Annotated in this window: 14 protein-coding genes; 10 read left to right on the forward strand and 4 right to left on the reverse strand. The window is 60.5% G+C overall.

The features are described from left to right. Positions 1-3 precede the first annotated feature (3 nt). Both ABX74_RS29200 and ABX74_RS29205 read left to right on the forward strand, forming a co-directional pair. Positions 4-756 (forward strand): SDR family NAD(P)-dependent oxidoreductase, encoded by a 753-nt coding sequence (locus ABX74_RS29200; protein ID WP_047890328.1) that lies wholly within the window; start codon positions 4-6, stop codon positions 754-756. Next, on the forward strand, positions 753-1,241 hold the full coding sequence (locus ABX74_RS29205; RefSeq protein ID WP_047890329.1) for a VOC family protein: 489 nt from the start codon (positions 753-755) through the stop codon (positions 1,239-1,241). The genes ABX74_RS29200 and ABX74_RS29205 overlap by 4 nt, the downstream gene beginning before the upstream one ends. Here ABX74_RS29205 and ABX74_RS29210 read toward each other — a convergent pair. Beyond that, on the reverse strand, positions 1,228-2,835 hold the full coding sequence (locus ABX74_RS29210; protein WP_047890330.1) for an FAD-dependent monooxygenase: 1,608 nt from the start codon (positions 2,833-2,835) through the stop codon (positions 1,228-1,230). The genes ABX74_RS29205 and ABX74_RS29210 overlap by 14 nt on opposite strands. A gap of 103 nt (positions 2,836-2,938) precedes the next feature. Here ABX74_RS29210 and ABX74_RS29215 point away from each other — a divergent pair, with 103 nt between their 5' ends. Then, on the forward strand, positions 2,939-3,445 hold the full coding sequence (locus tag ABX74_RS29215; RefSeq protein ID WP_047890331.1) for an HIT family protein: 507 nt from the start codon (positions 2,939-2,941) through the stop codon (positions 3,443-3,445). A gap of 82 nt (positions 3,446-3,527) precedes the next feature. Here ABX74_RS29215 and ABX74_RS29220 read toward each other — a convergent pair whose 3' ends face one another. After that, positions 3,528-4,961 (reverse strand): DUF1254 domain-containing protein, encoded by a 1,434-nt coding sequence (locus ABX74_RS29220; protein WP_080945618.1) that lies wholly within the window; start codon positions 4,959-4,961, stop codon positions 3,528-3,530. Between the two features lie 318 nt (positions 4,962-5,279). Between ABX74_RS29220 and ABX74_RS29225 the strand changes: the two genes are divergently transcribed. The 6 genes from ABX74_RS29225 to ABX74_RS29250 all read left to right on the forward strand — a co-directional run bounded on the left by ABX74_RS29225 (position 5,280) and on the right by ABX74_RS29250 (position 9,825). Next, on the forward strand, positions 5,280-6,455 hold the full coding sequence (locus ABX74_RS29225) for an alkane 1-monooxygenase (protein WP_003945652.1): 1,176 nt from the start codon (positions 5,280-5,282) through the stop codon (positions 6,453-6,455). Beyond that, positions 6,452-6,622: a rubredoxin gene (locus tag ABX74_RS29230; protein WP_020906150.1), complete on the forward strand. Its 171-nt coding sequence runs from the start codon at positions 6,452-6,454 to the stop codon at positions 6,620-6,622. The genes ABX74_RS29225 and ABX74_RS29230 overlap by 4 nt, the downstream gene beginning before the upstream one ends. Before the next feature lie 30 nt (positions 6,623-6,652). Then, complete coding sequence (locus ABX74_RS29235; protein WP_007734094.1) at positions 6,653-6,844, forward strand: rubredoxin; 192 nt, start codon at positions 6,653-6,655, stop codon at positions 6,842-6,844. Further along, positions 6,844-8,100 (forward strand): NAD(P)/FAD-dependent oxidoreductase, encoded by a 1,257-nt coding sequence (locus ABX74_RS29240; protein WP_047890332.1) that lies wholly within the window; start codon positions 6,844-6,846, stop codon positions 8,098-8,100. The genes ABX74_RS29235 and ABX74_RS29240 overlap by 1 nt, the downstream gene beginning before the upstream one ends. Before the next feature lie 70 nt (positions 8,101-8,170). Beyond that, complete coding sequence (locus ABX74_RS29245) at positions 8,171-8,797, forward strand: TetR/AcrR family transcriptional regulator (protein ID WP_019746903.1); 627 nt, start codon at positions 8,171-8,173, stop codon at positions 8,795-8,797. A 194-nt stretch (positions 8,798-8,991) separates the two neighbouring features. Beyond that, positions 8,992-9,825: a hypothetical protein gene (locus tag ABX74_RS29250; protein WP_020968431.1), complete on the forward strand. Its 834-nt coding sequence runs from the start codon at positions 8,992-8,994 to the stop codon at positions 9,823-9,825. Positions 9,826-9,898: 73 nt separating this feature from the next. Here ABX74_RS29250 and ABX74_RS29255 read toward each other — a convergent pair whose 3' ends face one another. Together ABX74_RS29255 and ABX74_RS29260 are read right to left on the reverse strand one after the other, a co-directional pair. Further along, the gene (locus tag ABX74_RS29255) at positions 9,899-10,270 is read right to left on the reverse strand and encodes a hypothetical protein (protein WP_007734099.1); all 372 of its coding nucleotides are present in this window, start codon (positions 10,268-10,270) and stop codon (positions 9,899-9,901) included. 2 nt (positions 10,271-10,272) lie between these two features. Beyond that, a complete protein-coding gene (locus ABX74_RS29260; protein ID WP_003945847.1) occupies positions 10,273-11,433 on the reverse strand; it encodes a Rieske 2Fe-2S domain-containing protein in 1,161 nt (386 codons plus the stop codon). 195 nt (positions 11,434-11,628) lie between these two features. Between ABX74_RS29260 and hsaA the strand changes: the two genes are divergently transcribed. Further along, positions 11,629-12,804, forward strand: coding sequence for a 3-hydroxy-9,10-secoandrosta-1,3,5(10)-triene-9,17-dione monooxygenase oxygenase subunit (gene hsaA, locus ABX74_RS29265; protein WP_020968432.1), 1,176 nt, complete (start codon positions 11,629-11,631; stop codon positions 12,802-12,804). The last annotated feature ends 3 nt before the right edge of the window (positions 12,805-12,807 follow it).

Below are 12,807 nucleotides of genomic sequence, written 5' to 3' on the forward strand. Positions count from 1 at the left end.
GCCATGGCAGACGTACTGGCCGGAAAAGTGGCCTTGGTGACCGGCGCGTCCTCAGGGTTAGGGCGCGCCGTCACCGAGCTCCTCCACCGCAGGGGCGCAAAGGTTTTCGGTATCGCCCGTGACAAGGAAAAGCTGCGGCAGTCGATGGTCGAGGTGGTCGGCACGGACGGTGAGCGTCGTTACGCAGCGACGGACGTCTCGGATTCTGCTCAGTGTGATGTGGCCGTGCAAGCGTGTGTCGACGCGCTCGGTGGTATCGACATCCTCGTCAACGTGGCGGGATCGCACTCGTTGCGCCACACGGCAGACATTGCGGATTCCGAATGGGCACATGACCTTGCAGTCAATCTGAACGGACCGTTCTTCCTTTCCCGAGCAGCACTGCCGCACTTGCTGGAACGGGACGGCAACATCGTCAACGTCTCCTCGATCGCGGGGCTGGAAGGGCAGGCGTACTCGGCTGGATACTGCGCTGCCAAGCACGGACTCATCGGGCTGACCCGAGCGATGGCGATGGAGTTCACCGGAAAGTCTCTGCGTGTCAACGCAATCTGCCCCGGCGGCATGATGACTCCTCAAGTCACCGGATTCACCTTCCCCGACGGAGTCGACTTCGATCTCGTCATGAAGGTTGCGTCGCCGCGTGGCTTGATGGAAGCCGAGGACGTTGCGAAGATGGTGGCTTTCGTGGCCTCCGACGACGCCTCGGCGATACACGGGGCCGTCTACTCGGTCGACAACGGAAAAATGGCATGACCCCGTTGGTCTCGGGACCGATCTTCCAGATCTGCTGGGTGGTCGAGGACATCGAGGCTGCCGAACAGGAGTTCACTCGGCAGTGGGGAGTGGAGCGGTGGCTGCGTATGTCAGGCATCGTCTTTGGCCCCGAGACCACAACGTATCGCGGGGAACCCGCGGACTACGTCGTGCACGTGTCGATCGGATATGCGGGCAGCCAACAGCTCGAGCTGATCCAACCAGTGTCCGGACGCAACCTGTACACGGAGTTCCTGGAGACTCACGGCGTCGGAGTTCATCACATGGCTTGGGTTGCAGACGATTACGAGGCGACGTTGCTCGAGGCCGAGCGTCGCGGAATGTCGGTGGTGCAACAAGGTCGGGTAGAGGGCGCCGGCATGGAGTTCTCCTACCTCGATGCCGGGCCATTGGGTGGATACGTCGAGCTGATGAAGCTCTCACCCGAGATCCGGTTGATGTTCGCTTCGCTCATTCCTGATTGACGGCAAACACTTTCGCGAAGTAGTCGGAAACGTTCTCCGGGTGACCGCGGAATCCGAGGTAGCCGTCGGGGCGAATGACCAGCGCCGCCGTACCTTCGACCCCATACGCGGCGCATAGCTGCGAGTCGTTGTCCTCGATGATCGGCACCAACGAATCGACGGGCACGGTTCCCGGTGGCACTATCGCGTAGACGTCCAACATGCGGTGCGCTGATCGAATGGCGGCGTCGGCGACCTTCTCGAGGCTGTTGATGCTCTCTGCGGATCCGTCCGAAGTCAGCAGCAACGTGTGGTCGACTCCGGACAGCAAGTCGAACAACCGAATTGGATACTGCACACCGTCTCGGCGTATTCCGCGGGCATCGGGTGCACGCTCGCCCGGTTGAACGTGTGGACTCGAAGAATCACGCCCGGTGTTCAGCGGACTCTCCGAGTAGTCGATCAACAATTGAGCCTGGCGCCGCATTGCCGTGTCGATCGAGGACTCTCCCGAACCGATTCCTTCTCGAGCATTTCGGACGGTCATGCCGACGACTTCTTCACCGACCGGACGTCTTTCGGCATCGTAGGTCTCGAGAAGATCTGCTGTTGCAACGCCTTTGACGGCGAGCGCTACCTTCCATGCGAGATTGTGGGCGTCCTGGATGCCGGTGTTCATGCCCTGCGCTCCAGTCGGGGGATGGATGTGCGCGGCGTCGCCGGCGACAAAAACCCGTCCGCGACCGTAAGCGTCGACGATGCGGTGGCTGATGCGGAAGACCGAGGACCATCGCAGCATCGAGGCGGTTGTCGGTTCTGGGGACAGTCTGTCGAGCACGGCCTGGATGTGATGGAGTTCAGGTGTCTTGCCGGTTGAAAAACCGTGTTGTACAGAGGCTTTGTTCGACGATTCGTCCGGCATCAAATCGTCCGGAACGAGCATCGACATGCGGTACCGCTTGTGTCCGGGAAGTGGGATGCAGACGAGTAGGTCGTCGGTGGTTCCGTCGTCGGTGGTGTGGTTGGCGCGGACGGAGTAGCCGCTGGGGATCGACCAGTCGACTTCGACGTCACCGAGCATGTAGCTTTCCGCAAACGCGCCGCCCTCGAAGCTCAGGCCAAGCCCTTTGCGGACCACGCTGTGAGCGCCGTCGGAACCCACCAGATACTGGACATTCACGGTGCTGCCGTCGCTGAGTGTGCAGGTGACGGCGCCGTCGGATTGTTCGAATGCGGTGAGACCGAGTCCGCGTTCAACGGTTGTTCCCAGCTCGGCGAGGCGCTCGGTGAGGATGCGCTCCGTCGAGTACTGGGGGAGGCAGAGAAACCAGTAAGGAACGTCCTCGGGGAGGGTGAGGTCGACGCGGGCGACCTCGACGCCGTTCGTGTACATGATCTGACCGCGCATCAGTGTCGAGGCGTCGAGTGCCTGGCGGAGCACCCCCATGTTCTCGAAAAGTTCGAGAGTGCGTGGCTGAATCCCGACGGCTTTCGCGTATTGCCGCGGTTCGTCGAGGGGGTCGACTATTCGACAGGAGATGCCGCGTCTGCGCAGCTCGATCGCGGTGGTCAAACCGATCGGGCCGGCGCCCGCTACCAATACGTCGGTATCCATGAGGACCCACTCACGTCGGGGACAGTCGGTCATTTCAGTATGGGTAAGCGAACTTTCGTTTTGGGGAAATTGACCCAAATCGGACATTTTGGGGGTTTCCTGCATGGATCGAAGATCGTGGGAAGATCGCGAGGTGAGGGCAGACGAGTTGCATCATGAGCCGCCGGGGTACCGCTGCCCGTTCTGTCGCTACGCGCTCGGTGAGTTCGACGAGTACAACGCGTCGACCGACCTCGTCGCCCGAACCGACAACGTAATTGCTCGGATATCCCCGAAGTGGTGGCCGGGCAACCCTGGCCACGTACTTGTGTCACCGATCGAACACTTCGAGAATCTCTACACTTTGCCCACGAGCGTCGGGCACTCGGTGTTCGACCTGGTTCAGGCTGTGGCTGTTGCAATTCGTGAAGAATACGGCTGTGACGGTGTCTCGACCAGGCAGCACAACGAACCGGCGGGCAACCAGGACGTCTGGCACCACCACGTCCACGTATTTCCGCGCTACGAGGACGATCGCCTGTACTCCCGGCATGGCGAGGCTGCACACGTTTCACCCCAAGCGCGAGCGCCTTACGGCGCACTGCTGCGCGCTCGATTTTCTGAATGCTGAGCCAATACGCGCTCGGCCGAGTGCTGGGGCAGGCGGAGGAACCGGGTAGTGAATTCGCGAAATGGCCATTTCCGCGTAGGCGTCAGCGTATCGGCTCGAGATCACCTGGCGTCCATGTCTGGTCGAAGAATGGCTTGCCAGGGCCGTAGAGACGAAGGATCACGAAGTAGCCCTTTCCCGGCAGAGTTCGGAGCCAGTTCGTCTCGTCTGCAGCGTTCGGCTTGGTCGGCCCGAAGTAGATGTCGTGTGACCCGTCGGGGTTGATCGTTGGTTTGTCCATCGTGTTGACCGAGGGGAAGGGTTGTCCGTTGTCGAGGCCGGACGCGGTGACGCTGTCGTAGAGAGCAACTGACCAGAAAAGCGCCGCGGGCAAGTCCGGAGGTAGATGAAGTGAGTACGAGTTCCCCCCGTCCAACCAGTTTCCTTCGGAATCTTTCATGGTCGCCGGGTACTTTGCGCCCTTGTCGACGATGTTCACGACCATGCCAGGTGAATTGGAGTACGCCGCAGTGAAGAACGCACCGCGCTGCTCGAGATTCGTGAATGTGCCGCTCGATTGGAACTCGGTATTCTCACCGGCGAAAGTGTTGACCCACGGTTGATTTGGATAGTAGGTGCCCCCCGGTTCGAGCGCCAGCAAGCTGGTCACGGTCACCTTGGACATCTTGAATGCTGTGCGAGCGGCCTTGTCGAGAAGTTCTCGGTCGTCAGGAGTGGGATCGAATGCTTTTCCCTTTTCGATTCCGAGTGTGTGGAGAAAGCCGCGCAGGTCAAGGTCATAGGGGTCCACGGCCTCACTCTGGATGAACCTGTCGAGCATCTCGAAGTAAGTGCCGTCCTGTGGAAAGAGCATGTTGCATTCCACCCCTGAAGCGCGTGGGAACTGCATGGGTAACGCGCCGTCCTTCTGTCCGAGGGGATAGATGACGGTGCTCTCGATCCGGTTGACAGCGGGAGACAAATCGGCGGGATCGGCGAAGAACGCACGCCAGAAAAGGAATACGTTGTTCGTGCGTGAGCGGTAGATGTATCCCTCGGCCGGTTCCGGCCCGGAGTACCTGGGTGGCAACAGCACGTATGTCGCACCGGATCCGGCGTCGGGCCCCGCCAAGCCGACATCACCTTTCCAAGTGTGTCCCTCGATAGTCGGGCCGACGATGGGACGTTGCCAGAAGTCGTCGAAAATCCCCTGGACTCCCGCCGGGGCCTCGACGACCAAAGGGCCGTATTTGTCGAGATCGAGATATCCCATGGCATAAACGACGTCGAAGTTCGGGGTTGTCACGAGAGTCTTTGCATCGATTCGGTTTTGCCATATCGGGAGGACATTGTATCCGGCACCGAACGTCGATTCCGAACCCTCTTTCATCGCCCAGATGTTGATCGCCGGCAATGACCACAGATAGCTCTGTACGGCTCGTTGGAACACCAACTCGTTTCGCAACGAGATCGAAGTCTCGCGAGTCGGGAATCCGGTCTCGAACTTCGAGTCCGCCAAGTCGTCGTAGTGCCCCATCGTCGATCCTCTCGCTCGGTCGCGGCGTGGCAGTGCGCGCCGACTTCGACCACACAATCACGGTTGGAGCGCTGGGGGATCGCCCGTCAAGGATGAGAACTGCGCTCTGGCGAGCGGATCGACCGGGGATTCCGAAGGCGACACCTGGCCCTCCCAGAGCTTCCGGCGTGTACAAATCAGCATGTTTGTAAAACTTTTACCTTCAAAACCGTTGACAAAAGACCGCAATTTGTCCACTCTCTATACATAGATGTTGTTCGTGTCGCGGGTTGCCGCGCAGGACGCACTCACTGATCCGAACGAGAACTGGAGAATTCGATGGCGGCGTTGGTGTACACCGAGCCAGATGGTCGGCTCGCAACTTGGAGAGACCGGAAACGCTACTTGTGGCTGTTGGCGCTGATTCCGTCATCGGCAACTTTCATCGCCGTGGGACTTGTTACCGCCACCGGATGGAATGTCTTCTGGTGGACCGGCCCACTGATTGCGTTCGCTCTCATTCCCGTCATCGACATCCTGGCGGGTGAGGACGGGAAGAATCCGCCCGACGAGGTGATCGACGAACTCGAGAACGACCGCTTCTACCGGTGGTGCACCTACGCCTATCTGCCGCTGCAGTACACGGCCTTCTTCCTGTCCTGCTACATCTGGGCACGTTGGGATTTGAGCGTTCTCTCCAATATCGGACTCGCAGTGACGATCGGTGTGACGGCCGGAATCGGCATCAACACAGCCCATGAACTCGGGCACAAGAAGGAGAGCGTCGAGCGCTGGTTGTCCAAAATCGTTCTCGCACAAAGTGCTTACGGTCACTTCTACCTCGAGCACAACCGTGGCCACCATGTGCGAGTGTCGACTCCGGAAGATCCGGCGACCTCGCGCTTCGGTGAGACCCTCTACGGTTTCTGGCCGCGCAGCGTCGGCGGGGGATTGAAGTCGGCGTGGCATCTCGAGAAGACCCGCTTCGAGCGTTTGGGCACCACGCACTGGAGCATCAAGAACGACGTGCTCAACGCCTGGCTCATGTCGGTTGTTCTGTTCGGTGTCGCGCTTGCAGTATTCGGGATCGGCATCGCGCCGTACCTCGTGATCCAGGCGTTCATCGGGTTTTCGCTGCTCGAAGCGATCAACTACCTCGAGCACTACGGACTCCTGCGTCAGAAAACCGCAAGCGGACGGTACGAGCGATGCACGCCGGCGCACAGCTGGAATAGTGATCGCATCTGCACCAACGTCTTTCTCTATCACCTGCAGCGGCACAGCGATCACCATGCGAATCCGACACGTCGTTACCAGGCGCTTCGCAGTATGGAAGAGGCCCCTCAGCTCCCGAGCGGCTACGCCAGCATGATCATGCTCGCCACCGTTCCACCCCTGTGGCGCAAGGTGATGGACCACCGCGTCCTCGAGCACTACCGAGGTGACATCACCCAGGTCAACATCGCGCCGAAGAAGCGCGCCAAGATCCTCGCGGCCTACGGGGTGAATGCATGAACGCCTACATCTGCCCGATCTGCGACTACACGTACACCGAATCGACAGGCGCTGCGCGAGAGGGTTTTCCGCCAGGTACCGCGTGGTCGAGTATCCCGGACGACTGGTGCTGCCCCGACTGCGGCGTCCGCGAGAAGGTCGACTTCACGCTCGTCGCGCAATCCTGATCGAACTATTCACAGGCGAAAGGAAAACCGATGTCCGAGACTGCCACTGCTTACAAATTGTTCCGCTGCCTCCAGTGCGGGTTCGAATATGACGAAGCGATCGGCTGGCCCGACGACGGTATCGAGCCCGGCACTCGCTGGGACGAGATTCCCGAAGACTGGTCCTGCCCTGATTGTGGTGCTGCCAAAGTCGATTTCGAGATGGTCGAGGTGGACCGCTGATGACAGCGGTCAGTGAGCCCGACACCCGGACCGTGGTGATCGTGGGCACGGGCATCGCCGGTTCCGGTGCCGCGCAGGCCCTGCGCAAGGAAGGGTTCGGCGGCAGCATCATCCTGATCGGCAGCGAACCTGAGGAGCCGTACCGCCGCCCGGCGCTGTCGAAGGAACTACTGTCAGGGAAAGCGTCGATCGATCGGGTTCGGTTGCGGCCGTCGACTTTCTGGAACGAGCAGAGTATCGACCTTCGGATCGGCGTGACTGTCACGAGAATCGACACAGATTCCCGCACCATACATTTAGCCGACGGTGACGGCGTCGACTACGACGTTCTGATTCTTGCCACGGGTGGACGGTCCCGACGGTTGACCGCGGAAGATTCCGAGCGCGTTCACTATCTTCGGGATATCGCAGACATGCGACGCTTGCAATCCCAGCTGATCGAAGGATCCTCGCTACTGGTGGTCGGCGGTGGCTTGATCGGATCGGAGGTGGCGTCAACGGCACGCGACTTGGGTTGCAGTGTGCAGGTTCTCGAAGCGCAACCGCTGCCCCTGTCCAGGCTGCTTCCACCGTCGATAGCGGAGAAGATCGCCGCGCTGCACAACTTGGCCGGCGTCGCCTTGCAGACGGGGGTCGACCTCGAGACGCTGACGACAGGTGTCGACGGTGTCACCGCACGTGCGCGTGACGGGCGTGAGTGGACTGCGGACTTGGCCGTCGTCGCAATCGGATCCTTGCCCGATACCGATATGGCTGCTGCTGCGGGTATTGGAGTGGACAACGGGATTTCGGTAGACCGATACCTCCGGACCTCCGTCATTGATGTGTACGCGATCGGCGATGTGGCCAACGTGCCCAACGGTTTTCTCGGCGGCATGCACCGTGGTGAGCACTGGAACACTGCGCAGGACCACGCAGTTGCAGTTGCCAAGACCATCGTCGGGAAGGAAGAACCCTTCGAATCCGTCCCATGGAGTTGGTCGAACCAATTCGGCCGCAACATTCAAGTAGCTGGTTGGCCAGGCGCGGACGACACCGTGATTGTTCGAGGAGACTTGGACTCCTATGACTTCACTGCGATCTGCATGCGCGACGGAAATATCGTCGGTGCTGTGAGCGTGGGCCGGCCGAAGGACATTCGCGCCGTCCGAACCCTTATCGAACGCTCCCCGGACATCAGCGCCGACGTACTCGCCGATTCGAACAGGGATCTGACCGAACTTGCGGCGGGTCTTGTCGCCTTACCGGTGCTCTGAGTTCGTGACTTCTGTTGCTTGCGTGTCCACCGTTTTGACACCGAGCACGGGCGATGGAAATCTTCCCGATATGTCCACCGCTCGTGCCCGTGTCCCGTACCACGAGGCAGCTCGTCAACTCCTCCGTGCGTCAGCGCTCGACGCCACACGCGAACTCTTGACCGAGAAATCGTGGAACGACATCACGATGGCGCATATCGCGGAAGCTGCGGGTATGAGCCGGCAGACGTTGTACAAGGAGTTCACGTCCCGGCAGGGATTGGCGTCCGGATACCTCATCCGTTTCGTCGACGAGTTCCTCGAAGAGGTGGAACGCGAAGTAGCGCTGCACCATTCGGACCCCCGGGGTGCGGTCTCGGCGGCCTTCCGTGCATTCTTCGACGCCGGTGCCCGGGATCCGATGGTGGTCAGTATTGTCGGTCCTCGTCCGCAACATGACCTGCTGAGCCTGGTTACCACCGACGGGACTCCGCTGCTCGAACATGCGAGCGCGAGGTTGGCCGAGATCTTCATGACCAGTTGGGCGAACGTCGACCGCGTCCATGCCGAGATGTTCGGCAGCACGATAGTGCGTCTGGCGATCAGTCACGTGACGTTGTCCTTCGGTACTCCCGATCAGATCGCCGAGAACCTGGGGGAGATGTTCGGGCCGTTCCTCGATCAAGTCATCGGTTCGGGCACAGTCGAACCGAACTGAGCCGACAGGATCGATACGGTTTCCGAGCTAGGACGGAAGTTCGATCGAGACTGATCGCCGTAGTTCTTTGGTGGGAAGTTTCGCCGATATGTGTGAATCCAAGTCCCGCTTCTCGGTAGCGTGCCGGACGTGCGTCGAGGTGCAGCCCGTGGGCGGCTCTCGTCAGATTCCGTCAACGGTGGAGGGTTTCGAAGATGAAGAGCCGCAATAAGTCTCGAGTGATGTCGACAGTTGCGCTAGTTGCAACATTTGTCATGGCCGGTGCAGGTGTGGCAATCGCCGACGAATCATCGTCAGGGTCTTCCGGCAGCGGATCGCTCGGTTCCTCCGGTGCGGCAGAGGTTGATCCGTTGACCTTCGACGGTTGGGGCACGTGCCCGATCGAGGATCTCGAGGTGACGACGTGCGCCAGCGTCGTAGTTCGCGGAGGGACCATGAAATTGGGCGCGCTCTCGGTGCCGATCCCGGACGGAAGTCTCAAGGTTGCGGGTGGCGTGAAATACGCGACCCAGCCGGACAACAGTTTCATCGAGACGTTCGTCGCCAAGCAGGACGGGTCCAACGGGGTCTATTCCAATCCGATTTCGGTACCCGGAGGTGCTCTCGGGATCGATACTCCGCTGGGACTGACTCAGATCAGCGCGACGGTGGAATCGGTGGGAGTCCCGGATCTGAAGGTTCTCGAGCAGGAACTCACCATGCCTGTTCGATTGAAACTGTCTAATCCGTTGCTCGGTGACGATTGCTACATCGGTTCGGTTTCGAATCCGATCAACCTTCACCTGACCACAACCGGAAACCCTCCGTCGGAACCTATCGGTGAGTTCCCCGGTGCAGTGTTCCCGGCAGTCCCACATTCGGATGCTGTGTTTGCGGCGCCGGGAGCCAGCGGATGTGGACCGCTCGGTGCGCTCAACTGGGCGGTGAATCTACGCGGGGGACTGCCGGCGGCCAGCGGAAAGAACTCTCTCACCACGTCGAGCGACGTCTACGCGGTGGCTGCACGAAAGGTGCGACCGCCTGCCTGACGGACGCGCAGGCGCTGGAACGTAGAACGAGGGCCGACCCGTGGTGGGTCTGCCCTCGTTCTACACAATCAGGTCAGCTGACCTCGGGATCACGCACCGTGATGGTGCCGTCCCTGACCGCGTCGGCGATGCTGTCGTGCAGTTTCGGGCAACCGTCCTTCAACGCCGTCGACTGCCCGGAAGCAATGGCCTCTTTGAAGGTGTGGCAACGCAGCGCCGGGTCGGAAGTCCACTGAACACTGGTGTGCTTGTACGTGTTCTTGCGAACAAGCACGCAGGCACCGCATGCCTTGCAGTCGACTTCCTGCAGACCCGAGTCGAGGTATTCGTGCTTGTCCTCGATCGTCTGGGCCGCGATCGCCTCGAGCCGTTCCGTTTGCCCGGCAAAGTCCGGTGCCTTGGCCCAGCGAGCCCACCGTGCGTCGGTTCCGATCGAGGCGCTCACGATTAGACCTCTGCTTCTTTCTTTGCCGCTTCTGCTGCAGCTTCCTTCTCGGCCTTCTGGCGTGCGAGGTTTTCCTCGACCTCGGCGTGCCAGGCTTCGTTTGCCTTGGTGGTGTCCACCTCGAACTCGAAGCGCTGCGTCATCTTCTCGGTGACGTCGGCCTTGTCCACGTAGAACTGCTCGTACCAGCGTCGTAGCTGGTAGACGGGGCCGTCTTCTTCGCAGAGAAGGGGATTCTCGATCTTGGTCTTGTTCTTCCAGATCGCGACGTCTTGTAGGAAGCCCTCGCTGATGCCCTCGGTGAACTTGCCGGCCAACTTGTCGGCCATCTCGTCGGAGACACCCGTCGGCTTCTTGACCGTCACGCCCCACTGCAGCACGAACGAGTCCGGGCTGATCGGGTAGTGGCAGTTGATCAGAACACTCTCGACCTCGTATCCGCTGTAGCTGTTCCACAGGGGATTGACCATGTACGACGGTCCGTAATACGCAGCTTCGGAGCGAAGAAGCGTGTCGCCGCCGTACTGGGAGGCCATTCCGATGTCGGGACGGCCGGTGGTGTTGAGGTACTGAGTGGCGATCTCACCTTCGAAGACGTTCTTGAAGTACGTCGGGAAGGCGTAGTGGATGTAGTAGAAGTGCGCCATGTCGACCACGTTGTCGATGATCTCGCGGCAGTTGGATCCCTCGATGACCATGGAGTTCCAGGTCCAGTCGGTCCATTCGTCGCTGTACGCACCCTCGATACGAGGAATCACGATCTCTTCGGGCGGCGGATTGCCCTCGGGGTCGTTCCAGACGAAGAGCTGACCGTTCTGCTCGAGGGTCGTCCACGCGCGGGTGCGAGCGAGCGGAGGCACGCGGCGGGCGTAAGGAATGCCGGTGCACTTTCCGTTGCCGCCCCAGCGCCAGTCGTGGAAGGGGCAGGCGATGGAATCACCCTTGACCTCGCCTTGTGTGAGGTCACCACCCATGTGACGGCAGTATCCGTCGAGAACTTTGATGTCGCCCTTGCTGTCGGCGAACACCACGAGCTTCGTACCGAAAGCCTCGATCGCGTGCGGTTTGCCGTCCTTGAAGGTCTTCAGTAGACCCAGGCAGTGCCAACCGCGGGCGAAACGCGTTTGCACCGTTCCGACGTCGATCTCGCGAATCTGCGCCATTGTGACCTCACATCCCTTCTAGCTGTTAGTAGAACACGTTATAGAACTCGATCCGGTTCCGCCAGATTTTGGGGGCACTTGTTACAGCATTGCGGCCACAAACGGGACCTTTGTCAGCGTCTCGACAGAAAAGAGAACGTGTTCTAGTCTCAAGTGTAAGTGAACCAACCGATCGAGGAAGACGGGAGCGTCGAAGTGGGTAACCATGACAGCCACGAGGTGATGCAGAGGCTCGACGCACTACTGCCGGCACTGCGCGAGCGCGCACAGGAGACCGAGGATCTGCGTCGTATCCCCGACGAGTCCATCAAGGGGCTCCAGGAAACGGGCTTCTTCCGCTTGCTGCAGCCGAAGCAGTGGGGCGGGTACGAAGCCGATCCGGTGCTGTTCTACTCCGCAGTCAAGAAGATCGCCAGCGCGTGCGGTTCCACCGGGTGGGTCTCCTCGATCATCGGCGTACACAACTGGCACCTCGCCCTCTTCTCTCAGCAGGCGCAGGAAGACGTGTGGGGCAACGACACTGACGTGCGCATCTCGTCCTCTTACGCTCCGATGGGTATGGGTGAAGTAGTCGAGGGCGGATACAAGGTCAACGGTGCGTGGGCGTGGTCCTCGGGTTGTGACCATGCCAGCTGGGCCGTTCTCGGTGGTCCGGTGTTCAAGGACGGCCGCGCAGTCGATTTCGTGAGCTACCTGATTCCTCGCGAGGACTACCAGATCGACGACGTGTGGAATGTGGTCGGCCTGCGTGGAACCGGCTCCAATACCGTTGTGGTCAAGGATGTTTTTGTTCCCACGCATCGCGTGCTGAGCTTCCGGGCGATGAGCGAATTGACCGCCCCGGGCCTCGAGAAGAACACTGCACCGGTCTACAAGATGCCGTGGGGAACCATTCACCCCACAACGATCTCGGCGCCGATCGTCGGAATGGCTTACGGCGCTTACGAAGCGCACGTCGAGCATCAAGGCAAGCGTGTTCGTGCTGCGTTCGCCGGCGAGAAGTCGAAGGACGATCCGTTCGCCAAGGTGCGTATCGCCGAGGCGTCCAGTGACATCGACGCCGCGTGGCGTCAGCTCTCCGGCAACGTCGCCGACGAGTACGCGTTGATCCTTGCAGGCGAAGAGGTTCCGATGGAACTGCGACTGCGCGCTCGACGCGACCAGGTGCGCGCCACTGGCCGTGCGATCGCCTCGATCGACAAGCTCTTCGAGAACTCCGGTGCCACGGCGCTGCAGAACGGCACTCCGATTCAGCGTTTCTGGCGCGACGCCCACGCTGGTCGCGTCCACGCCGCGAACGATCCCGAACGCGCATACGTCATGTTCGGAACCGGCGAATTCGGTCTGCCGATCACCGACACGATGGTCTAGAGG

This window comes from Rhodococcus sp. ARP2, from assembly GCF_001029585.1.
GTDB lineage: Bacteria > Actinomycetota > Actinomycetes > Mycobacteriales > Mycobacteriaceae > Rhodococcus_F > Rhodococcus_F erythropolis.